Source organism: Neobacillus sp. NPDC097160 (assembly GCF_044762155.1).
GTDB lineage: Bacteria > Bacillota > Bacilli > Bacillales > Cytobacillaceae > Neobacillus.
Window position 1 is genome coordinate 196,192 of sequence record NZ_JBIWDU010000003.1, and the last position, 23,595, is coordinate 219,786.

General features: G+C 37.6%; 25 protein-coding genes. 20 read left to right on the forward strand and 5 right to left on the reverse strand.

Annotation, left to right across the window (positions count from 1 at the left end; all coding sequences use genetic code 11):
* Positions 1-146: 146 nt before the first annotated feature.
* From panB to ACIQXV_RS05395, 11 genes are all read left to right on the forward strand, one after another.
* Entirely contained in the window at positions 147-983 is an 837-nt protein-coding gene (gene panB / locus ACIQXV_RS05345; protein WP_402957136.1) for a 3-methyl-2-oxobutanoate hydroxymethyltransferase, read from the forward strand.
* Positions 980-1,828: a pantoate--beta-alanine ligase gene (gene panC / locus ACIQXV_RS05350; RefSeq protein ID WP_402956723.1), complete on the forward strand. Its 849-nt coding sequence runs from the start codon at positions 980-982 to the stop codon at positions 1,826-1,828. The genes panB and panC overlap by 4 nt, the downstream gene beginning before the upstream one ends.
* A 35-nt stretch (positions 1,829-1,863) precedes the next feature.
* Entirely contained in the window at positions 1,864-2,247 is a 384-nt protein-coding gene (gene panD / locus ACIQXV_RS05355) for an aspartate 1-decarboxylase (protein ID WP_402956725.1), read from the forward strand.
* A 167-nt stretch (positions 2,248-2,414) separates the two neighbouring features.
* On the forward strand, positions 2,415-5,216 hold the full coding sequence (gene dinG / locus ACIQXV_RS05360) for an ATP-dependent DNA helicase DinG (protein ID WP_402956727.1): 2,802 nt from the start codon (positions 2,415-2,417) through the stop codon (positions 5,214-5,216).
* Between the two features lie 46 nt (positions 5,217-5,262).
* A complete protein-coding gene (locus ACIQXV_RS05365) occupies positions 5,263-6,114 on the forward strand; it encodes a ComEC/Rec2 family competence protein (RefSeq protein WP_402956729.1) in 852 nt (283 codons plus the stop codon).
* A gap of 126 nt (positions 6,115-6,240) precedes the next feature.
* Positions 6,241-6,411, forward strand: coding sequence for a YpmA family protein (locus ACIQXV_RS05370; protein ID WP_402956731.1), 171 nt, complete (start codon positions 6,241-6,243; stop codon positions 6,409-6,411).
* 14 nt (positions 6,412-6,425) lie between these two features.
* The gene (locus ACIQXV_RS05375) at positions 6,426-6,899 is read left to right on the forward strand and encodes a cell wall elongation regulator TseB-like domain-containing protein (protein WP_402956732.1); all 474 of its coding nucleotides are present in this window, start codon (positions 6,426-6,428) and stop codon (positions 6,897-6,899) included.
* 32 nt (positions 6,900-6,931) lie between these two features.
* Complete coding sequence (locus ACIQXV_RS05380) at positions 6,932-8,119, forward strand: pyridoxal phosphate-dependent aminotransferase (protein WP_402957138.1); 1,188 nt, start codon at positions 6,932-6,934, stop codon at positions 8,117-8,119.
* A 141-nt stretch (positions 8,120-8,260) separates the two neighbouring features.
* Positions 8,261-8,959: a DnaD domain-containing protein gene (locus tag ACIQXV_RS05385; protein ID WP_402956733.1), complete on the forward strand. Its 699-nt coding sequence runs from the start codon at positions 8,261-8,263 to the stop codon at positions 8,957-8,959.
* Between the two features lie 58 nt (positions 8,960-9,017).
* Positions 9,018-9,680, forward strand: coding sequence for an endonuclease III (gene nth, locus ACIQXV_RS05390; protein WP_402956735.1), 663 nt, complete (start codon positions 9,018-9,020; stop codon positions 9,678-9,680).
* The gene (locus ACIQXV_RS05395) at positions 9,673-10,029 is read left to right on the forward strand and encodes a YpoC family protein (RefSeq protein WP_402956736.1); all 357 of its coding nucleotides are present in this window, start codon (positions 9,673-9,675) and stop codon (positions 10,027-10,029) included. Before nth ends, ACIQXV_RS05395 begins: the two co-directional genes overlap by 8 nt.
* A gap of 32 nt (positions 10,030-10,061) precedes the next feature.
* Here the strand turns inward: ACIQXV_RS05395 and ACIQXV_RS05400 are convergent, their stop codons facing one another.
* Positions 10,062-12,614, reverse strand: a complete 2,553-nt coding sequence (locus ACIQXV_RS05400; protein ID WP_402956738.1) for a transglycosylase domain-containing protein — start codon at positions 12,612-12,614, stop codon at positions 10,062-10,064.
* Positions 12,615-12,661: 47 nt separating this feature from the next.
* A complete protein-coding gene (gene recU, locus ACIQXV_RS05405) occupies positions 12,662-13,264 on the reverse strand; it encodes a Holliday junction resolvase RecU (RefSeq protein ID WP_402956740.1) in 603 nt (200 codons plus the stop codon).
* A gap of 196 nt (positions 13,265-13,460) precedes the next feature.
* On the opposite strand from recU, the gene ACIQXV_RS05410 reads away from it, so the two are divergent.
* From ACIQXV_RS05410 to ACIQXV_RS05420, 3 genes are all read left to right on the forward strand, one after another.
* On the forward strand, positions 13,461-14,438 hold the full coding sequence (locus ACIQXV_RS05410; protein WP_402957139.1) for a DUF2515 domain-containing protein: 978 nt from the start codon (positions 13,461-13,463) through the stop codon (positions 14,436-14,438).
* Between the two features lie 349 nt (positions 14,439-14,787).
* Positions 14,788-15,057 carry a hypothetical protein gene (locus ACIQXV_RS05415; RefSeq protein ID WP_402956742.1) on the forward strand — a complete coding sequence of 90 codons (270 nt, stop codon included), beginning with the start codon at positions 14,788-14,790 and terminating at the stop codon, positions 15,055-15,057.
* A gap of 82 nt (positions 15,058-15,139) precedes the next feature.
* The gene (locus ACIQXV_RS05420) at positions 15,140-15,499 is read left to right on the forward strand and encodes a DUF1798 family protein (RefSeq protein ID WP_402956744.1); all 360 of its coding nucleotides are present in this window, start codon (positions 15,140-15,142) and stop codon (positions 15,497-15,499) included.
* Positions 15,500-15,535: 36 nt separating this feature from the next.
* Here ACIQXV_RS05420 and yppF read toward each other — a convergent pair whose 3' ends face one another.
* Positions 15,536-15,745: a YppF family protein gene (yppF, locus tag ACIQXV_RS05425; protein ID WP_402956746.1), complete on the reverse strand. Its 210-nt coding sequence runs from the start codon at positions 15,743-15,745 to the stop codon at positions 15,536-15,538.
* 187 nt (positions 15,746-15,932) lie between these two features.
* Between yppF and ACIQXV_RS05430 the strand changes: the two genes are divergently transcribed.
* Complete coding sequence (locus tag ACIQXV_RS05430; RefSeq protein ID WP_402956748.1) at positions 15,933-16,490, forward strand: YppG family protein; 558 nt, start codon at positions 15,933-15,935, stop codon at positions 16,488-16,490.
* 54 nt (positions 16,491-16,544) lie between these two features.
* Here the strand turns inward: ACIQXV_RS05430 and ACIQXV_RS05435 are convergent, their stop codons facing one another.
* Together ACIQXV_RS05435 and ACIQXV_RS05440 are read right to left on the reverse strand one after the other, a co-directional pair.
* Positions 16,545-17,030 (reverse strand): Hsp20/alpha crystallin family protein, encoded by a 486-nt coding sequence (locus ACIQXV_RS05435; RefSeq protein WP_402956750.1) that lies wholly within the window; start codon positions 17,028-17,030, stop codon positions 16,545-16,547.
* A gap of 112 nt (positions 17,031-17,142) precedes the next feature.
* Positions 17,143-17,841: a Crp/Fnr family transcriptional regulator gene (locus ACIQXV_RS05440; protein WP_402956752.1), complete on the reverse strand. Its 699-nt coding sequence runs from the start codon at positions 17,839-17,841 to the stop codon at positions 17,143-17,145.
* Between the two features lie 192 nt (positions 17,842-18,033).
* Between ACIQXV_RS05440 and ACIQXV_RS05445 the strand changes: the two genes are divergently transcribed.
* The 5 genes from ACIQXV_RS05445 (at position 18,034) to gpsB (ending at position 23,519) form a co-directional block, all read left to right on the forward strand.
* Positions 18,034-20,337 (forward strand): DEAD/DEAH box helicase, encoded by a 2,304-nt coding sequence (locus ACIQXV_RS05445; RefSeq protein ID WP_402956754.1) that lies wholly within the window; start codon positions 18,034-18,036, stop codon positions 20,335-20,337.
* On the forward strand, positions 20,328-21,593 hold the full coding sequence (locus ACIQXV_RS05450; RefSeq protein ID WP_402956756.1) for a ribonuclease H-like domain-containing protein: 1,266 nt from the start codon (positions 20,328-20,330) through the stop codon (positions 21,591-21,593). Before ACIQXV_RS05445 ends, ACIQXV_RS05450 begins: the two co-directional genes overlap by 10 nt.
* Before the next feature lie 412 nt (positions 21,594-22,005).
* Positions 22,006-22,395, forward strand: a complete 390-nt coding sequence (locus ACIQXV_RS05455) for a CotD family spore coat protein (RefSeq protein ID WP_402956758.1) — start codon at positions 22,006-22,008, stop codon at positions 22,393-22,395.
* Between the two features lie 127 nt (positions 22,396-22,522).
* Entirely contained in the window at positions 22,523-23,080 is a 558-nt protein-coding gene (locus ACIQXV_RS05460; RefSeq protein WP_402957140.1) for an SLOG family protein, read from the forward strand.
* A 136-nt stretch (positions 23,081-23,216) separates the two neighbouring features.
* Positions 23,217-23,519 (forward strand): cell division regulator GpsB, encoded by a 303-nt coding sequence (gene gpsB, locus ACIQXV_RS05465; protein WP_402956760.1) that lies wholly within the window; start codon positions 23,217-23,219, stop codon positions 23,517-23,519.
* Positions 23,520-23,595 lie beyond the last annotated feature (76 nt).

The following is a 23,595-nucleotide window of genomic DNA, read 5'->3' on the forward strand; positions in this document are numbered from 1 at the left end:
TCTGCCTAGATCCGTATAACGGACCGGGACAGAGGGATGGAACATGCAAAAGAGTAACTGAGATCCTCTGCCTTCAGAAGGATCTTTTTTATTTGCTCTGCAAATTCGTTTTATCACCTCTCCCAATTTTAAGGAGGGAAAAAATGATGAAGCAAACAACGGATTTTTTAAAAATGAAGGAAAACAATGAAAAAATTGTTATGTTAACCGCTTATGATTTTCCATCTGCTAAGCAAGCTGAACAAGGTGGAGTAGACGTCATTTTAGTCGGGGACTCTCTTGGGATGGTTGTACTTGGTTACGACTCTACTATTCCTGTGACGATAGAAGACATGATTCATCATACCAAAGCAGTTAAACGAGGAGCAAAGGAAACGTTTATCGTAGCTGATCTGCCATTTTTGACCTACCATTTATCTGTTAAGGATACATTAATCAACGCCGGCAGGCTACTTCAGGAGGCAGGAGCCCATGCTGTTAAACTTGAAGGCGCAGACGATGTAGTGGATAAAATCGCGTCGCTCACAAAAGCAGGTATCCCTGTTTGTGGACATTTAGGGCTGACACCACAATCCGTTGGGGTGTTAGGCGGCTATAAAGTACAAGGTAAAGATGCGTATGCAGCCAAAAAATTAATAGAAGATGCGAAAAAAGTTGAGGAAGCTGGCGCATTCGCTATTGTTCTGGAATGTGTACCGAAACAGCTTGCAGAAGAAGTTGCGAGGAAGATTTCTATTCCAGTGATTGGAATTGGAGCAGGGCTTAATGTGGATGGTCAGGTTCTTGTCTACCATGATATTTTAGGCTATGGTGTCGACCGGGTACCAAAGTTTGTGAAGCAATATCATGCAGTCAATCCATTTATGATCGAATCGATTCAAGCCTATTCTTCTGAAGTGAAAAATAAACAATTTCCTGAAGATAAACACTCTTTTACAATGAAGGAAGAGGAACTGAAAGTACTTTATGGAGGAAAGAAATGAAGGTTATTACTGACATCAAGGACATGCATGCTGAAATATTGAAACAAAAAGGGGTGGGGAAAACGATTGGCTTTGTCCCTACGATGGGATTTCTGCATGAAGGCCATTTAACACTCCTAAAGCAAGCCAGAAAAGAAAATGATATCGTCGTCTTAAGTATTTTTGTTAATCCGCTGCAATTTGGCCCAAATGAGGATTTTTCAACCTATCCTCGCGACTTTGAACGCGACCAGGCATTGGCGGAAGCAGAAAAGGTAGATTACGTTTTTTATCCGTCAGTAGAGGAAATGTATCCTTACAAACCTTCAGTTAAGGCAGTTGTACAAGACCGAACAGACGTATTATGCGGCGAGTCGCGTCCCGGTCATTTTGACGGTGTCGCAACAGTCCTAACAAAACTATTTAATATCATGACCCCAACCAGGGCTTATTTTGGGAAAAAGGATGCCCAGCAAGTGGCTGTCATTCATGGATTAATCGCTGATTTCAATTTTCCTATCGAGTTAATTGCTGTAGACATTGTTCGTGAAGCGGACGGGCTTGCGAAAAGTTCACGCAATGTTAATCTATTACCAGGGGAAAGACAACAAGCAGCAGTCCTTTATAGAAGCTTGCAAAAAGCAAAAAATGCAATTGATCTTGGTGAGCGGAATCCTGAAAGTCTAATAAACATGATCAAGGAAATGATCAGTAGTGAATCTACAGGACAAATTGATTATGTTGAAACATTATCTTACCCGCAATTAAAACCATTGGAAAAATTAGATAGTACCATTATCATTGCACTTGCTGTAAACTTTTCTAAAGTTCGTTTAATAGATAATTTCATCATTCAAATAGATTAAACTAAAATGCAATGACAGCAGGGGAGGAATACACATTGTTTCGTACGATGATGAATGGCAAAATCCACCGGGCAACCGTTACAGAGGCTAATTTAAACTATGTTGGCAGTATAACGATAGATGAAGATATTTTAGATGCTGTAGGAATGATGTCAAATGAGAAAGTCCAAATTGTAAACAACAACAATGGCGCCCGCCTGGAAACGTATATTATTCCTGGAGAGAGAGGCAGCGGTGTTATTTGTTTAAATGGTGCAGCAGCTCGCCTTGTACAAGAAGGGGATATTGTGATCATTATTTCTTATGCACTTGTCGCAGAAGAAATGGTACAAATGCACACTCCAAAAGTAGCTATTATGGATGAAAATAATAAAATTAAAGAACTCATCTACCAAGAACCTGCACATACGATTATGTAAAAAGTAAACAGGGGTCCCCAATTACTGGGGGCCTCTTCACCTTTTTCATGCATTTTTAATTTTCTTAAGACAATGCTAGAAAAGAAATCATTCAAGGATTGTTTTCTTTTCCTTTTTTTGATCTTTGTGATACCGTTTAAGGAACGATGGTTTGGGGTGTAAATGAAATGTTAAATAAATTTGTTGTAATTGATTTGGAAACTACAGGAAACATTCCCAAAAAGGGCGATAAAATTATTCAATTTGCTGCTGTAGTTATAGAAAACGGACATATTACAGAAAAATTCTCGTCGCTCACCAATCCTCAAAAAACGATTCCAGCATTTATTGAAGAATTGACTGGTATTAATGATGATATGGTTAAGGATGCACCGTTGTTTACTGAAATTGCAGAAAAGGTCATATCTTTGTTGGATGGGGCCTATTTTGTTGCCCATAATGTATTATTTGATTTATCTTTTCTTCAAGAGGAATTGATCCAAGCTGGCTGCGAAGGTTTTTTTGGTCCTGTTTTAGATACGGTGGAAATGGCAAGAATCCTCTACCCTACCGCAGATGGCTATAAACTTTCCGATTTAGCCGAGAAAGAGAATCTAAATCATGATCGGCCGCACCAAGCAGATAGTGATGCACATGTTACTGCTGAATTATTTCTTATCATGTTAAAACGACTATCAACCTTGCCACAAATAACGATTGATCAGCTTACACAGTTAGCAGGGGGACTAAAAAGCGATCTTCAACAGCTGATTGATGAAATAGTTGAAACAAGGTCGGAAAGGCAAGAGGAAATACCCAAGTCTATTGAAATTTTTAAGGATATTGCATTAAAGAAGAGTTCCGAAGAAGAAGAATTAGAAGCAGTGGATAATGATGTTCAGTATCCTTCAAGTGAAGAAGAAAAAATTGAGGTCATTAAACATGGCTTTCAATTCTTTGAAAAGCGATCTGGCCAATTTCTGATGATGGACAGCGTCTATGAATCATTTCAAAATCAAAGGCATACTTTAATCGAAGCTGGCACAGGAGTAGGTAAATCGCTTGGTTATCTTGTTCCCATTGCGTACTTTTCAAAACAACATAAACTTCCAATAATCGTAAGTACACATACGATTCAACTGCAGGAACAAATTCTGAAAAAAGAAATCCCGCTTTTGGCAAAAATCCTGCCTTTTAAAATCAGCACTGTTCTTCTAAAAGGCAGAAACCATTATTTAAGCTTAGAAAAATTCCATCGGACGTTGATGGATGAAAACGATAATTATGATACTACTTTAACAAAAATGCAAATTCTTGTTTGGCTGACTGAAACAGAAACCGGTGATAAGGATGAATTGAATCTTTCAAGCGGAGGCCTCATTTATTGGAACAAAATCAAGGATGAACCAACTGTTTTTGCACCAAATCAAGGGTGGCAAGAGAAAGACTTTTATCTTAAAGCAAAGAGCAACGCACAAGGTGCTGATATCATTATTACTAATCACTCATTATTATTAAGTGATCTTAAAGGTGAAGGATCTATTTTGCCTGAGGCTGATTATGTTGTTATTGATGAAGGTCATCACTTGGAAAAAACAGCAGGCCAATTTTTTGGCTATTCATTGGATTATCTATCCTCTCGGCTGCTTATAGGTCAATTTGGACTCTATGAACAAAAACAGCTTTTTTATGAATTGGAGGGACTGCTTTCTTCCATCCCATTACAAGGGAATAAACTGATGCATGCATTTGAGTTGAATCAAATGGTAATGGACCTTAATTATGAAATGGATGAATTCTTTAAACTAATTGCCCATTTTGCGAAAACAAAGCTTACAAACATAAAGGGATTTAATCGAATCAAAGTGCGCTTTTCTCATACCGATAGCGGGAAGGAAATAAAAGCGCTTATTCATAGTGCAGAAAGGTTAGCCTTTTTACTCAAAGATCTATTCTCAGCCATTGTCGACCGCCTTGAATGGATCAAAAAAGAGAAACAATCGTTAATGAGTGAAGAAGAGAATAAAATCGAAGAAATCTTTACATTCGTCAATGAACTTGGTGAGCTCCGAAATACAGTGATTAGCTGCTTTATTAAAGAATCGAAGGATGTAAAATGGATTGAAATGGACACGCGCTCACCGCAAAATATTACAACTTTTATCGCCCAGCCTGCTTTTGTGGCTGACCAGCTCAAGGAGAAATTTTTTCACTCAAAAAAGGCGGTTGTGCTAACATCAGCCACTTTATCAATCAATAAATCGTTTGATTATATCATGAAAGAACTTGGACTTGACCCTGTTTCAACTGATCAAATGACGATATCTTCTCCTTTTCAATACAAAGACCAGGTTCAGCTTTTCATTCCTGAAGACTTACCGGAAATAAATACTGTGACATTAGATGATTATGTGATTGCGATTACCGAACATATCATCACAATAGCTGAGGCAACAAAAGGTAGAATGTTAATCCTTTTTACAGCATATGACATGCTAAAGAAAACGTATGAGTTAATTAAGGAAAGCGGATTTCTTAATGAGTACGTCCTCATTGCGCAAGGAATTACGAGCGGCAGCCGTACAAGGCTGACGAGGAATTTTCAGCGCTATGATAAGGCCATTTTACTAGGGACCAGCAGCTTTTGGGAAGGGGTGGATATACCCGGTGAGGATCTCTCCTGTCTTGTTATTGTAAGGCTTCCATTTAGTCCGCCTGATGAACCGCTGACAGAAGCAAAATGCCAATTGATAGTAAATCAAGGCGGTAATGCCTTTACCGAATACTCGCTGCCTGAAGCAATCCTCCGCTTTAAACAAGGATTTGGCCGATTAATTCGGACGGAAAAAGACCGTGGGATCATGTTTGTTTTTGATAGAAGGATTGTAACAACCAAATACGGTAAATCCTTTTTAAAATCAATACCCGCTATCCCAATAAAAAAAGGGACAATGGATGAATTAGTGAAGTTTATTCATACTTGGTTATGATAAAAATTTGGAAAATTACACATGCTAAATAATAGGAGGCGTGTGTATGAAAATATTGCTTATGATAATAGCCATATTTATTCCAAGCACCTTAATTGCAAAGGCCGAAACGTCTATATCTAGTCAAGTTGAGAAAATTGATTTAAATATTAAGGAGCATGAAGCCGCGGTGACGTTTTTGGGCCTTTCTACAGGAGAAGCGACACTTGTCCAAGGACCAAATAATGAAAATATTTTGATAAACGCTGGCGGGAAAGGAACGAAAGCAGAATTAGAAGGCTTGCTTTCCGTTTATAATGTAAAAAAAATTTCTACCTTAATCCTAACAAATGATGAACAGGAACTGTCGTACAAAAAAATTAACCAATTAATTACGAAATATAACATAAAAGAAATCATCACTCCACCAGAATTTTTGGTTCGGTTAGAAAAAAATTTAGATCCATCTCTTCCAATTTCGTTTATTTCATGGGGAGAGGGTACAAGAAAAGAAATTCTCTCTGAGATGACTGCTGAAGTTCAATTCGTCGGAAATGGACCAAATGAAGGAATGGATTTAATGCTAAATTTTTTCAAGCACAATATTTTTTTGATGACTTCATTCAGCCATCGTGCTGAACAAACATTTTTATCGAAAAACCTTAAAGATGTCAATGTTTTTAAGATTCCTATCAATAATATGGAAGCATCCTTCTCAGATCAATTAATTCAAAATCTTAATCCGCAAGTATCAATTCTTTTTACAGAGAAGGGACATCAACCGAAAACAGATTTACTTCATGATTTGCATGGTATATGGTCAGAAGTGTATTTTACAAAAAAACACGGGACGGTAACAATTAAATTTACTGAATCCAATTATGAGGTCATCACCATCCCTGTAGAGGTGGAGGAATAATTCCTAACGTTCATGAAAAAATTCATTTAATTTAGTTAAGATTTGAGCATATCGTGTTTTATCCTGTTATAATAATTAAAAAGATTCTGCACAAGTAGCGTTATGGTAGAAGAAGGAGAAGTATGAATGGAAAGTAAAATTGAAGTTTTATCAACAGTAAAAATCCAATACAGTTCAGATTTATATAAAATTGTTGATGCCCTTAATCGAACTTTAAAACAAAAGGACCTCATGTTTGGACTGGCACTTGACCAAAAAGACCAAAATAAAGCAGTATTCACCATATATCGTACATAAAGAAGTGAAATGAAATGAAAAAATGGATTGTTTTTCTCGTATTGTTCGTAGTCGCCATCATTGGAATGTTAATAAAAGTATATTTTTCTTCAGTAGAACCCGTAAAAGCTGCGGAACAAAAAGCTGTCACGCTTGCGAATAAAGAGGTTCAAATGAAAGAAGTGCAAGATTTTCATATTTACAATGGATTAGAGACAATAAATGTGATTGAAGGGAAAAATAAAAAAGGTGAGAAAATCATCGTATGGATCCCTGATAAGAGTAAAAAGGTTATTGTCAAAAAAGCCAAAAATGGATTATCAAAAGAAGAGGCTATTCAAAAACTATTGCAAGAAAAAAAACCTAAAAAGATTATTTCAGTGCGGTTGGGAATGGAAAAAAATATTCCATTATGGGAAATTTATTATCGTTCTGAAAATAATTTAATAAATTATTATTATGTTCACTTCGAAACTGGTGAGTGGCTAAAAAAAATTGAAAATCTATAGAATGGTTGGAGAACGGAGGAAAAGGAATGGCAGTGAAACTAGCAGACCGGGTGATGGCACTTACACCTTCATCAACGTTAGCCATTACGGCAAAAGCTAAAGAATTAAAGGAACAAGGGGAAGATGTCATCGGTTTAGGAGCGGGTGAACCTGACTTTAATACACCACAGCATATATTAGATGCTGCCTTTCAATCAATGAACGCTGGGTATACAAAATACACTCCTTCCGCAGGATTGCCTGCATTAAAACAAGCGATTATCAAGAAGTTTGAACAGGATCAAGGATTAACCTTTAGGCCTAATGAAATCATTGTAGGGAATGGGGCTAAACATGTTCTTTATACTTTATTTCAAGTTCTCTTAAATGAAGGTGATGAGGTTATCATTCCATCTCCCTATTGGGTAAGCTATCCAGAACAAGTGAAATTAGCAGGCGGTGTCCCTGTTTATATCGAGGGGCATGAACAAAACCAATTTAAGATTTCACAGGAACAATTAAAACAAGCTATTACTGCCAAAACAAAAGCAGTCATTATTAATTCGCCTAGCAATCCTACAGGGGTCTTATATACAGCTGAAGAACTTTTGGAATTGGGCAAAATTTGTCTTGAGGAAGATATTCTCATTGTCTCCGATGAAATATATGAAAAACTTGTATACTTTGGTGCAAAGCATGTTTCGATCGCAGAACTTTCACCGGAACTCAAAGAACAAACCATCGTTATTAATGGTGTTTCCAAGTCCCATTCGATGACAGGGTGGAGAATTGGCTATGCTGCGGGAAATAAACAGATAGTAGAGGCGATGACAAATCTTGCTAGTCACAGTACATCAAATCCAACAACAACTGCTCAATATGCAGCTATAGCCGCCTACAACGGCCCGCAAGAGCCAGTTGAAGAAATGCGTCAAGCATTTGAAAAAAGATTAGAAATCATTTATGATAAATTGGCTGCCATTCCTGGAGTTACTTGTGTGAAGCCGCAGGGGGCCTTCTATTTGTACCCAAATGTTAAGCAGGCAGCAGAAATGACTGGATTTAATCATGTCGATGACTTTGTGGAAGCCCTGCTTGTAGAAGCAAAAGTAGCGGTTATTCCAGGGTCTGGATTTGGAACACCAGATAACATTCGTCTATCATATGCAACATCGCTTGAACAGCTAGAAAAAGCAGTAGTAAGAATTCACCAGTTTGTAGAATCAAAGATTCAAGGATAATGGTCATATAAGAATTTCTTTTTTGATTGAACAACAAAAAGTCTGCATTGCAGGCTTTTTAATTTCCTTTCCAATTCTGGATGCCTAATTCTCTTACTCGAATCGATGGTTCGTGTTATACTAATCAGGAGGTGTCCTTTGATGAAATCAAATATTTTAGCATGGATCCATGAAGGGAATATTACTATTCCGGCGTTATTGTTCTCGGAATATCGTAACTTAAATTTAAACGAAACTGAACTTGTTCTTTTATTGAATATTCTTACTTTCATAGAAAAAGGGAATGAATTTCCTACTCCTGAAGAGCTTTCTGCACGGATGACTGTTTCCATTTCGGATTGTAATGAAATGCTCAGAAGGCTGATCCAAAGAGGATTTATTGAAATCATTGATCAATATTCGCATGATGGAATTCGTTTTGAGAAGTACTCAGTGAAATCGTTATGGGAAAAACTTATTGACCAGTTCATGATAAATAATAAAGCCACTAAAGAAATTGATAAACAAGCTGAAGAAACTAATCTTTATACTTGTTTTGAGAAGGAATTTGGCCGGCCCTTATCTCCGTTTGAATGTGAATCCCTTGGGATGTGGATGGATGATGATCACCATGATCCTGTCATCATTAAAGCTGCCCTTCGTGAAGCGGTTATGTCCGGAAAATTAAACTTTCGCTATATTGATAGAATCCTTTTTGAATGGAAGAAAAATGGAATAAAAACCATCGAACAAGCGAAAAACCATGGCCTTAAATTCCGTCAAAAGCAAACGCAAAAAGTAAATGTCAAGGATGATGTTCATCATCCTGCAGTCCCCTTTTATAATTGGTTGGAGCAATAAGCAGCGGGAGAACCTTCTCTCGTTTTCTTTTATTTTTGTAGCATGTGAGGTGATAGGTTTGCTGAATAATACACAAATCCGTTATTGTTTAGATGAAATGGGTAAAATGTTCCCAGAAGCCCATTGTGAGTTAAACCATTCGAATCCATTTGAATTGATCATAGCCGTATCGTTATCGGCGCAATGTACCGATGTGCTTGTTAATAAGGTGACCAAGGAATTATTTAAAAAATATAAAACACCACAAGATTACTTAATGGTTCCGCTTGATGAGCTTCAAAATGATATCCGATCCATCGGACTTTACCGAAATAAAGCTAAAAACATACAAAGTCTTTGCCGGATGGTTCTTGATGAATATGACGGGGAGATCCCAGTGGACAGGGATGAGTTGACTAAGCTGCCGGGTGTAGGAAGGAAAACGGCCAATGTTGTTGTCTCGGTTGCCTATAACATTCCCGCAATCGCAGTTGATACACATGTAGAGCGTGTGAGTAAACGTCTCGGGATTTGCCGCTGGAAGGATTCCGTTTTAGAAGTGGAAAAAACCTTAATGAAGAAGGTTCCGAAAGAGGAGTGGTCGGTAACCCATCACCGCTTGATCTTTTTTGGCCGCTACCATTGTAAAGCTCAAAATCCCCAATGCTCAAGCTGTCCATTATTAGAGTTATGCCGAGAAGGCAGGAAAAGGATGAAAGGTAAGGTTATTGTCAATGGATAATCCAGCTGAGAACGTTTCTACTTTACTGAAAGAATGGGAAGACGTTAAGATACGACTTGAGCAATTATTTCGTGAACGTGACCAGAAAAACGCTAAAGGATGGATGGAAAAGGGGATTGCCTTATTCATTCAATTTTTATATTACACAAATGAAGAGTCAAGCACACCCAGTGATTCGATACCCTTTCAGCAGTTTTATTTTAAACCGGTTAATATTGAAGAAAGATTAGGCTTTATTATGGCTAGGCCCGGATTATACCATTCATACCGACAGCTTTCGGAGCTAATGGTCGAACAAGAAAAGCTATTCGTAAAAAAGACAATCGTAAAAAAATCGTCTAGGCCCTAATCCTAGACGATTTTTTTATCGATATAATATTTTTAAGTTCCCGGTGGTGATTCCGGTCCCTGCCCTTCAGAAGGGTTTCCAGGAATGGTAGCGGGAGGGAGTGTTCCTCCTTGATCGCCGCCATTGCTATTGCCATTGCCGTTGTTATTGCCGTTCCCATTGTTATTGCCGTTACCATTACTGTTCCCGTTACCATTGCCGTGTTGCTCTTCTTGGTCTTTTTCTTTCTCAGGCTTTGGAATTTCAATGGATGTTGAAACAGAGTCACTCTTTTTATCACCGCTGAGCGCCACGATGGTAAAGGTATATTTTTCGCCGGGATTTGCTGGAATTGTCAAGCTGTTTTCGGTTTGAACGGTATGTTTCGGACCGGATCCGTTATCAACGTTAATATCAAATTGAATATTTTCGTTTGCAGCATTATTATAATCCCACGTTAAAACGATATTCTTATTTGCTTCATCATATTTAGCCGTTGGATTGGCAGGTGCCTCAAGCTTATTATATTTTTCAGAAACCCTTTTAGGCGCATGCCCTTTTACGGCATATTCAATACTCACTTCACTATCTGGTGTAAATTCACTGGCCAGAACTGCGGGCATCGAGCCCTTTTCAACTCTGACCTTTTGAACACTATTTGGCATGGTGAAATCAGGTGTATCGATATCCTTTGATACATAAGCCATTAAATTTTTAAATAGTAATTGGGCGATTCTTTGATCCTCGACCCTTGTTATTGGCGTTTTCCGATTCTCATATCCTGTCCAAATGGAAGCCGTGTAATTAGTTGTTAAGCCAGTGAACCATGCATCTGGTACTGCACTCTTATTGATGTTCCACTTTTGCATTTCATCAGCTGTATAGTTTGTCGTTCCTGTTTTTCCGGCAATCGGAAGACCAGGTACTTTAGCTCGTGTTCCGGTACCAGGAGAAACAAGAACACTCTTCATCATATCAGTTATCATAAAGGCAGTAGAATCCTTCATCACGACTTTTGGTTCCGGTGTATTGCTTAGTACAGTACCGTCACGGAGTGTAATTTTCTTGACAGCATGTGGTTTTGTGTAAAAACCGTTATTTCCAAATGCACTATAAGCCCCCGCCATTTGAAGCGGGGATACACCCGTTTCAAAGCCGCCGATTGCGTAGGATTCATAAATTTCTTTCAAAGGAATACCAAGACTTACGGCAAAGTCCTTCGCTTTATCCAAGCCAACCTGCTGCAGGGCTTGAACTGCAGGGGTATTTCGAGATAATTGCAAGGCAGTTCTAATCGTCATAGGCCCTTTATATGATTGATCCCAGTTACCAAACTTTTTCCCGGAGGAATAGGTAATTGGCTTATCTTCAATCATTTCATACGTACCCCAATTTAAATATTCAATCGCTGGGCCGTAATCAAGGACAGGCTTGATCGTTGATCCAGGCTGCCTCCTAGAGTCGATTGCATAGTTAAATCCGCGCTTGACTTGTTGGTTCCTTCCGCCGCCAATCGCACGGATTTCCCCTGACTTTGTATCCAAGAGGGCAATCCCCGCTTGGAATGCCTCATCGGGGTAGTTAACGATATCAGATGAATTGAGCATATTATAAACATAGGTTTGGGCATTTTTATCTAATGTCGTTTGGATTGTCAACCCATCTGTAAAAATATCAAAATCAGTTGTTTCTTTAACTTCATCAATAACAGCATCGACAAAGGAATCGAAGGGTTTTTCATCAACCTTACGCTGGTCTTCTTTCAAAACAGTCGATGCAACAGAAACCTGTTTAGCATCTTCCATTTCTTGTTTTGAAATAAATCCATGTTGCTCCATTAACGTTAAGACAATATTTCGTCTTTTTTCTGCTAAATCTGGATGTGTGAAAGGATTATAATTATTCGGGCTTTGCGGCATCCCGGCAATTTGCGCAGCTTCAGCCAGTGTTAAATCCTTTAACGGTTTTCCGTAATAGATTTTTGCTGCAGTGGCGAGTCCATGACTGTTTTGCGATACATATACCTTGTTTACATACATTTCAAAAATTTGATGTTTTGTGTATTTTTGTTCAAGTTCATATGAAAGCCATGCCTCTTGAACCTTCCGTTTTAATGTCTTTTCTTGTGTTAAAAATGCATTTTTGACCACCTGTTGTGTGATCGTACTGCCGCCTTCCGCACCGAAGCCACGCTGGAAATTAGCCAAAACAGCACCGCCGAGACGAATGGGGTCTATCCCATGGTGTTTGTAAAATCGATAGTCCTCGGTCGCTAATACTGCATTTTCAAGTACCTTTGGTATATCTTTATAGTTTACATATTCGCGATTAACCGCACCAACTTCAGTAATCAGGTTTTGATCTTTATCTAAAATCTTTGAAGGGATTGGATCTTTTAATAATTTCGGATCAAGTTTTGGAGCATCCTTTACCATAAAGGCGAAAGCACCAACTCCTGCCAGGATACCAACGATCCCAAGAACAACAAGACTAAGAAAGATTTTCTTGAAAATCCCACCGGATTTTTTCTTGGCTTTTGTTTTTGGCTTGCCTTTGGATTGGAGTTTCTTTCGGCGCTCCTCTCTTGATTGATATTGTTCAGACATTATAAAATTCCTTCCTTTCTAACCTTCTCTCATTTATCAAAAGAAGCTTAAAGTGTATCTATTATTTTAATATAGTCAATTCTTGGCTGAAATCCAAGTGGAATGTGATGACCTTTCAGTTCAATTTCCTCTTTTGTAATGGATTTTCTGCCCCCATTCAGCATTCTTTCCCAATATACCAGTAAGTGCTTAGCTTCAAGCAAAAAAACCTGCTCAAATCGTGTAAAACGGAGAATTACAAAGCAAATACCTCCCTGATTCATCACTTCTTCCATATGCTGCACTTGGTGTTGATGGAAATTTTTTAATGGAAAAGAGGTGGGGTTTTGTGTTTCCTTTGCTTCAAAATCAATATATTTTCCTTTATAAACTCCGTTATAATCAGTCGTCGAAGCTAGTTTAAAATAGGCCTCTTTAATAACAGCTGCACTTCGATTTGGATAATCCACCTGGACAATTTGAACCGGCGTTGGTTTCTTGTGGATGACTGCTATTTTTCTTTCTCGGTAGAATTCATTTGTTTCATTTAAATCTTCCTCAAGTGTCATACCCCTATTACTATAGGAACCATTTTTTTTATTTTTTATCTTAATGTCAGTCACAGGTTCTTTTGGTTTATACTTTTTTCCATTTGGATAGTTAAGATTCATGTTTTGCACCTCTCAAACTATTCCTTATCATATCAAATCTTGGCAAGATTGGGGTGTATAAAATACATTCGTTTACACACTCTAATAACAATTGTACCGCGAATGCCAAATTTAAGCATGATTCATTTTTCGTAAAACGGGTTGAATCCATATTACTCAAACTCTACTAAACATGTAAGGGAAGATAAATATGAATATGAATCATCTTACAATACAGGAACAAACAATCATCCGTCAAATTCTATCTGAAACGAATAAAAAAAATATTGATAATATCTCGAGAACGGATGCCTACTTTACTTTTTTTAAAAAGAATCCGGAAATTATTTGGTCCTTTCTTGCAAGTATGGTTTCAAGAAATGGGGGATGGAATATGTGTGATCTTGAAGGATCCATTTTCCCCCACCTTTTAGATGCCAAGATCAGAAAACAACTTTTTCTTACATATGAGCGGGCCAATTGGCTCATTTTCCATGATGTATTCCCACAGTTATTGCTCTATCAATATTCGACGAAAATAAATCGCCCAATGTTTCATTTACTTCCCTATTTCAATGTTTCAGTCTTTATTCAAAAAGAATGGAAGCGGTATTGGAAGGAAAACGATCGAAAACGGCTGACGACAGCATTGATCATTAATGAGCAAAATGTGATTCAAACTCCTGTCATTGAACATCCCGTCTATAATAAAAAGGTATTTCATTCCATGTTTTTTTCCTTTCAAGACTGGCTTCATTTTAGTTGTGTCCTGTTCCCAACATGTGGAGGGGAAGTTTATGGCGCTAGTGTAAATGGCTTTAAATCTCTCTCTAAGAGGATTAACTTAGGGAAGAGACTGGCAAGTATACTTTTCCATCCTAGGCTGTTTCCTTGTTTTCTGGAATTTGCTGAAAAGACCCCGCATACGGGTTCAAGATATGATTACGAACAATATTTTAAAATAAGGAGCGTTCGCAAAACACCGCTGCTCCGCACAAGCTTTCCTGTTATAGCCCATCACCGGCATACGTATGAGGATTGGAGCAAACATCGAAATGTATCTCCTGCTTGGTTGTATGTCTCCGCCCGCCATCGTCACCCCATTCATCTTACAGATTGGTACTTTGCGAAATCAAACCAGCTTCAATTTTTACTTGCGCTTCAAAAAGTGTTTGAGTTGAAAAAGTGGGAATGACAAAAAGCAAGGGATGGGAACCCTTGCTTTTGTCTGTATTGTTCATTATGTAGAAGGACGATCTGGACCTTCCATTTTTTTATCACCGTAGCCTACTCTTTTTTCTGCTTCAGATTGTGTTTGTTTATTGGTTTGTTTTTTCTTTTTTGACATCAAAACCACCTCCAATACTAGCTTGTGCGCTTTTCTATTTTTTCATGCGAAATTATATTTTTGTCGAAATGTAAAAAAGTGGGGTGCAAATTGACACTTTCTTTGGCGAACTTCTTCTAGTTTTGTCAAGTGTGAAGGAAGCTAGTAAAAGAAGAAGAATTATACCTTATAGAAAATCGCGAGGAGGGTTTTATAAATGAATAAGCCATTGTCCGAAAAGGAAAAACTGCTTACAATGCTGACAGGAATATACGATCAATTAGAAGAATTGGAGTCAGTTCTCGAAGCATCATTCTCCGACCTTCGCAATAGTTTGAACAGGGAGGAACAAGGAAAATTAACTGTACCTGTTCAAAAACTATCTGACATTGAAAAGAAAATAGCCAATGTAAACCAATCCGAGGAAATTTCTGATTCCAGCCTGAACCAAGTTTCAAAATCATTAAAACTTGAATTAGGTTTTTAATTACAGCTAAAATGATACTATTGAATGAGAGTAGCAGACAAAACTTTGCTACTTTTTTATTTTTGATTTAGAAAGGAATACAATGATGTCTGAAAAAATTCTCCACCTAACAGAAAAACTTTTACAGTATAACCATTTATTTTTGAAGTACTATCAAGAGGGAAGAGAGACAGGAATTAAACATGATTTTCATGATTTCATTAAACCTTTTGCGAATGAAGTAAAGGAAATAAATGATGAGTGGAAAAGAGCAATGAAAAAATGGCTTTCCGTGACAAATTATAAACATTTGCATTTGAAGCAAATCGACACGACATCCGAACATATCGAACAGCTCTCAATTCAAGCGTTTTTTTCAGAAACTAGCAAAACAAGGTTTTTAAATTCCCAACGTACGGTTGAATTTTTTCTGCATGAAATAGTAAAAGAAGTTACTAAATAGAAAAGAGATGCCATACGTGCATCTCTTTTTACATAGTTAAGAATGTTTGATGAGGGAGTTTTCATTTTCGGTATTAGGTATTACCGCGCCTTGATATTCAAGTTCACGGACAAGAAGGCGATATTCTTTAATGCTAATTTCATTATGAATGTACGCTTTCTTAGCAAAATCCATTAATGCATTAACGTCATCAGTGTTGTAATCCCGACTTTGATTAAATTTGCTTTTTAATTCGCGAATGTCCATAAATAGCTCCTCCTTCATCATTTTTCCTATCGTACCACGAAATAAATGGATTTTTAGTTTTTATAATATTGAAACTTTAGACAAAATTCCTCATAATTAGACATTGACAATAGTTTTAAAATAATCACCTTTCATTTCAAACCTTCATAATCTGTAATAGAGATATTTGTGGAGGAGATGTTTGCCCATGTTTGGTAAGAAAAGACCAAATCATTACGTTAATTACGGATACTCGGGGCAAATGATGCACCAAGTTCCAATGGATCAACAATGGAATCAGCAGCATTTTTTAAATCGTAATCAACCAATTCCATATCAATCGATGCTCCCAAATTATGATTGGATGGCCTTCCAACAACAAAACCCTTACTACCCGCAAGGTGTGCAGCCGTATGCTCAAAACTATCAACCTGGATCCATTCCGCAAAATGTGCCATACCCAAATCAGCAGAATTCGCAAAAGGATTCACAGTTTCTTTTTCAAAACCCGCTGCAGCCTAAGGATGATATGATTCAACAACAGGCCTATATGCCAATGAATGGGTATCCCATGATGAACCCGTACCCAAAACAAAGTATGCTTTATAAGCAGCCTGGCGGAATGAAATCAATAATGAATTCCTTCAAGTCACAGGACGGATCTGTCGATTTAAATAAAATGGTCAATACAGCTGGTACAATGATGAATGCAGTCAATCAAGTTTCATCCCTTGTCAAAGGTTTTGGAGGATTCTTTAAAGCGTAAATAGAAAAGACGGCTATCAAAGCCGTCTTTTTAACATGTACTTGATATTGTCTGTTAATCTTCAATTTCAATTACTTTTCCTTTCACTTGGGGGATGCGGATTTGTAATAAGCCATCACGGTAGGTTGCCTTCACCATTTTTTCATTTATTGCATGTGGAAGGGAAATGGTTCTTGATGATTGTTGTCGAATAAATTTACGTTGGAAAACTTGGGTTTGGTCGTTTTCTTCCGTTTCTAACTCATTATTTTCAACAGAAATGGTTACATAGTTCCCAGTAATATTTAAATTGATTTGTTCTCTTTTTACTCCTGGAAGTTCTGCTGTAATAATATATTCCTTTCCTGTTTCAACTGTTTCTACGGGAAAACCTGCCGAAACAGGAAATGGAGTTTTGAAAAGATCATCAATCGATTGTAAAAATCCTCGGACCGGTTTTTCAGTGAAGAAATCGTTCATCGTTTTTACTAAATCACGAAATGGTTCAGGTATCTGCTTTTTAGGGTTATTTTTATCACTCGGAATCATGGATGACATCATTATTCCCTCTCTTTCCATTATTTCACTTTTTATCATATGCGGATGAACCTGGATAAGTGCCGTCAAATTGCTTAACAAAAACACCGCAGCATCCAGCGCTGCGGTGTTAAAGTTAAATTAAGTTAATTTCCTCCATAAGAATTTCAACATCGACAATCATGTTTCCATCCTCATCTACTTCGATTAACTCATCTTTTTTCATTTTTGTTAACGTTCGGCTTATCGTTTCTCTTGTTGTTCCAATCATATTAGCAAGATCCTTGTTGGTGAATTCTGACTTGAGAAGGATCGTGCCATCCTCTTGCTCCATCCCATGTTTTTGCGCAAGCCTGATGAGAAGCTTAACGATTTGTTCATATGTGTTATTAAGAATTTGTTCTTCAAGTCGATCTTGCAAATCGACGATTTTCTCACCAAGTACCTTAAATACCTTGATGCAAAGCTCAGGATTTTCAAGTAGCACCGATTCAAATTTTGATATGGGAACAGCAATAAGTGTTGACGGCTCAAGTACTTCGGCATATGCAGGATAATCACCTTTTCTGAAAAAGCCTACATGCGGAAACTTTTCACCTTTTTTTGCGATGGCAACGATTTGTTCTTTACCATTAACATCACTTTTGTAGATTTTGATTTTTCCATCATAAATAAAATAAACATTCTCCAACGGATCACCTTGAAGAAAAACATGGCTTTGTTTTTTCCAATCTCTCGTAATTGCGATATCAGCAATCTTCGTCATTTCAAAATCGTTTAATTCTCGAAAAAGGGTGAAAACTGCGAGTACCCTTTTAATTTCTTCTATTTTCATTCAATCACCTTCAAATTTATTTCAGTTATCATCTATTGTAACAAAAATTTCGGCAATAGTTTCATTTCATTCATGTTATTTTGCAAAAATGTGATTGGAAGAATGTTCCGGTTCCTTTAAAATAAAAAATTTTGTCTTTTTCCTTTAATAACGAACGTTTATTCGCTAAAATAATAGTATGAGGTGAGGAAGATGAAGTTAAGAAAAAGCCTTCAAGAAATATTGAATGAATTAAAAATAAATGATGAATTTAAAGAGAATATTGTCACGTGGCAGACAATTGAGGAAAAGCCGGCTAATGTGGTGCCGTTTCCAATAGACTTACATCCGCTTTTAAAAAAATCCCTTCATAGTAAAGGAATTGAACAGCTGTATACGCATCAAAAAACAGCTTATGAGAAAATTACTGAGGGGAAAAGTATCGTAGCGGTAACCCCGACGGCCTCAGGGAAAACACTTTGCTATAATCTCCCAGTTTTGCAAACTATTCTTGCAAATCCCGAGTCTAGAGCCCTTTATATGTTTCCAACTAAAGCCCTAGCCCAGGATCAAAAGAGTGAAATAAACGAAATAATTCAAGCTGCGGGTGTTGATATTAATAGCTATACGTATGATGGGGATACACCGGCTACTATCCGTCAAAGGGTGCGAAGAGCCGGGCATGTCGTCATTACTAATCCAGATATGCTTCATTCCGCCATATTGCCGCATCATACAAAATGGGTATCACTATTTGAAAATTTAAAATTTGTCGTTATTGATGAGCTCCATACGTACCGTGGTGTATTTGGCAGCCATGTTGCAAATGTGATTAGAAGACTGAAACGAATTTGCCAATACTACGGCAGCAATCCAGTATTTATTTGTACATCCGCAACGATTGCAAACCCGTTAGAACATGCTGAAACCTTAACGGAAGAAAAAATGTGTTTGATAGATAATAACGGTGCCCCTAGCGGGACAAAGCATTTTCTCTTCTATAATCCGCCAATTGTCAATAAGCCGTTAAATATCAGAAGAAGTGCCACCCTTGAGGTTCGAAAAATTGCCGGTGAACTATTAAAAAATAAAATTCAAACGATTGTGTTTGCGAGAAGCAGGGTTAGAGTTGAAATCATTCTTACCTACCTGCAAGAATTAGTGAAAAACCAATTAGGTCCAAAATCAATCATGGGATATCGTGGCGGATACCTTCCTACAGAAAGAAGAAAAATTGAAAAAGGCCTGCGTTCAGGAGATATTTATGGCGTTGTCAGTACGAATGCACTTGAGTTAGGTGTCGACATTGGTCAGCTGCAGGTTTGCATTATGACAGGCTATCCTGGGACAATTTCCAGTGCGTGGCAGCAAGCCGGCAGAGCCGGAAGAAGGCATGGGGAAGCCCTGGTCATAATGGTGGCCAGTTCAAGTCCACTGGATCAATATATTATTCAAAACCCGGATTACTTTTTTAATAAAAGCCCAGAAACAGCGAGAATTAATCCTGATAATCTTATTATTTTAATTGATCATATGAAATGTGCGGCCTATGAGCTCCCATTTAAGATGGATGAGCAGTTTGGGAATGTGGAAACGGATGAATTGCTTGAGTATTTAACAGAGGAGCGAATCCTTTACCGTAATGGAGATAAGTGGTATTGGATGAATGATTCTTTCCCGGCACATAACATTAGCTTACGCTCTGCTTCACAGGAAAATGTCATTATCGTTGATCAATCAGATGTGGCAAATGTAAAAGTCATTGGTGAAATGGATCGCTTTTCTACGATGACGCTTCTCCATGACGAAGCAATTTATTTACATCAAGGTACCCAGTTCCAGGTAGAAAAACTGGATTGGGAGGAGAAAAAGGCATATGTTCGAGAAGTAGATGTCGACTATTATACCGATGCTAATTTAGCTGTTCAATTAAAAGTGTTAGAGGTAGACAAGCTTCTGCCGCTTGCGGAAGCGGAAGTCGGCTATGGGGATGTTAGCGTTAGGACGATGGCTACAATTTTTAAAAAAATAAAATTCGAGACACATGAAAACATTGGGTCAGGCCCGATTCATCTTCCAGAAGAGGAGCTTCATACGAGTGCAGCATGGATTTCATTGAATAAGCCGCTAGCAGAATTGGGACATGAGCGATTGGAGCAGGGGCTTGTTGGAGCGGCCCATGCCCTAAATCATATTGCTCCCCTTTTTGTAATGGCTGACCCACAAGATATTCATGTCATCCCGCAAGTGAAAGCTGACCATAATGAAAAGGCTTCGATTTTCTTTTATGATCGATATCCAGGTGGAATTGGTTTAAGTGAAAAAATTTATAGCGGGATATCGGAAGTATTTACTGAAACGAAAAAAATGATTAATCGGTGCCAATGTGAGTTTGGGTGCCCCTCATGTATTGGCGCAGACACTGTAGGTGAAACGGCCAAAAAAGATGCCTTGAAAATTATTGATACGTTCTTACACCCTTCCAACCCGGATAAGGAAGTGCTGCAATGTCATTAAAAGGTAAGTTGAATCGCTTAAAGCCTCATTTATCAGTCAATCGTGCGCCTGAACAAATTGATCATTATTCTAAGCCACACTTGATTGAAGTGCCATTCCGCGAAAAATGGGAAGAAAAGAGTGTTTTACCGTATTTTATGGATAATGATTATTGCCTTATAAGGGAAGTGAAATATCCCCTATCGCAGCAGCATGGGCACTATTACTTTCGAGACCTTTTAACCGCTGTGAATATTTGGAATAAGCAGCCATTTAGTCACCCCTTATCCGCAGAAGGACATCAAGTAGAGGAATTATTCTTTTTTGATACAGAAACAACCGGACTTGGCGGCGGGGTAGGAAACACGATTTTTATTCTTGGCTATGCCAGTATTTCCGGTGATCAACTAATCGTTAGACAGCACATCTTGCCGCATCCGGGTGCAGAGGTTCCTTTATACCAAAGTTTCTTGGAAAAAGTGAATTATCGCACGCTAGTCACGTACAATGGAAAATCGTTTGACTGGCCGCAAGTGAAAACAAGACATACACTTGTAAGAGAGCATGTACCAAAGCTGCCGGCGTTTGGGCATTTTGATCTTTTTCATGCAGCAAGAAGGCTTTGGAAACATAAATTAGACCGGATGAAATTAGCAATTGTTGAAAAAGAGGTTCTAGGGGTGGAAAGAGTAGATGATATTCCCGGCTTTTTAGCCCCGATGATCTATTTTGATTTTATTGAAAATAAACATCCTAAAGGCATGCTTGGGATACTAAAACATAATGAAATTGACATTTTATCGCTCGTTACCTTATATACCCATCTAACTTTTCAACTTTGCGGGATAGATCGGAATCAAACACGGCCTGAAATCTATGAAGTTGGGCGTTGGTTTGCCACATTGGGAGAAAAAAAAGAAGCGGAAAAAGTTTTAAGTAAACTTGCCATAGGTATGGATGCTACCGCCTACCAGGCAAAGCTCCTTTTGGCTTATCAACACAAAAAAGAACGCAATTGGGAAATTGCGAGAAAATTATTCCATGAAGTTGTTGAATGTGAAGACGACCTAATGAGGGTAGAAGTATTTCTGGAGCTTGCAAAAATTTATGAGCATAGACTTATAGATTACCAGCTTGCAATTCATAACTGTCAAAAGGCGATTTTTCTGTTAACACAATCTAAAAACCAAATTAATATGAAAAGTCACATTACATTAGAACAGTTTGAAACAAGACTAAAGCGGTTAGAACGAAAATTTGCTAAATTTCCCGTGTAAGCGCAAAATTCGCCAAAATTACTTATATAAATGATTTTTTCGGCATTGTTCGATTAATTGTCACAAAATCTTAATAAATTTTTATTAAAAACCAGTATTTCCATATTGTCTATCCAAGTTGAAAAAGGTAAAATGTGAAATTGGATTGAGAAAAAACGACTTTAAAACCTTATGGAGCTGGTATTATGTATAAAGCGATTTTATTCTTATTTTTTATTGTCGTCTGTTTGACTGCCGTCGTTTTTACAAGCTTAAAAGATAGCTTTTATTCGATGTTATAAGGAAATCAGATGCAAGCCGTTAGCCCTAATAAATTTGATGAGCGAAAAATAGGTATTTTCCTTAGTACAAGAATAGCTCCTTCAACATAGGCTGTTAATGTAAACAGAATATTTGAAGGGAGAGTATAAAAATGTTTCTAGGATCTAATTTTGCGCCACCAATCGTCCACCCCACACAAGAGTTTGTGAACCATACGTTCTCAACAACGGTGGTGCCACATATTCATCCAACACACACAACTACGGTTAATCACCATATGTACCAGCATAAACATTATTGTCCGCATACAGAATCATGCTGTGAAGATGTATGTAATCAGCATATTAACTGCTGTAACCCTTGTGCACCAGGCTTTGGTATGGGAGGACCGGGTTATGGCGCAGGAGGCCCAGGTTTTGCAGGAGGCCCAGGTTTTGCAGGAGGCCCAGGTTTTGCAGGAGGCCCAGGTTTTGCAGGAGGCCCAGGCTTTGCAGGAGGCCCAGGCTTTGCACCAGGACCATTTATGGGTCCCCGACGGTAAATATTGAGATGTTAATTGCAAGGGCTTCATTGCCCTTGTTTTTTATTGTTATTTACTTTATGATATGCTTTTTTTAATAAAATGTTTGTCCTATTTTAAAAAATTTAACGTAAGGAGAAAGTTTTTGATTAAAGTGCTGACCATATCGGGTTATAAACCGTTTGAATTAGGTATTTTTAAAAAAGATCATCCATCTGTTTTTATTATTAAGGCCGCTCTCAAGAAGTCATTACTGCCTTTAATCGAGGATGGATTAGAATGGATTTTGATTAGTGGTCAATTGGGGGTAGAAATGTGGGCTGCTGAAGTTGTATTTGAATTGCAGAGAGAATTCCCACATTTAAAGCTGGCAGTTATTACTCCGTTTCTTGATCAGGAAGTATCATGGAATGAAGGAAACAAAGAATGGTACGAGTCTATTCTGGCTAGGGCGGATTACATTGATTCTGTTTCAAAAAGGGGATATGAGAAACCTTGGCAGTTTCGGTTAAAAAATCAATTTTTTATCGAAAAAAGCGATGGTCTCCTTATTCTTTTTGATCAAGAAAAGGAAGGAAGTCCAAAATATTTGTATGAGATGGCAATCCAATATCAAAAAAAACAAACCTATTCCATTGAGTTGATTACTTTTTACGACTTACAAATGATTGTGGAGGAAGAACAATATAAACAGTCTGATTTTTAAGGAATGTTTAGCTAGTTTATTCATATAATGAAATGATTTTACGATCTTTCATTTTTAAAAACAAAAGAAAATTGACAAAAGGACTTATTTTTGAAAAAATAATAGGTAACGATTGGCTAAACTTGAGGTGATTTGAATGTTGGCTGATAAAGTAAAATTAACAGCTAAGGATATTTTAGAAAAAGAGTTTAAGACCGGTGTCCGAGGTTATAAACAAGAAGATGTCGATAAATTTTTGGATTTAATCATTAAAGATTATGAAACGTTCCATCAAGAAATAGAGGATCTGCAGCAAGAAAACTTACGGCTGCGTAAACAGCTTGAGGACTCGTCAAAAAGACAGCCGGTGGCACAACCAGCTGGGACGACAAATTTTGATATTTTAAAACGGATATCCAATTTAGAAAAACATGTTTTTGGCAACAAATTGTACGATTAACAGTTTGTTCCTGGATTTCCTAATAAAAACCATTGAATAATCAGCAGGAAATACATATAATAGAAAAGTATCATTA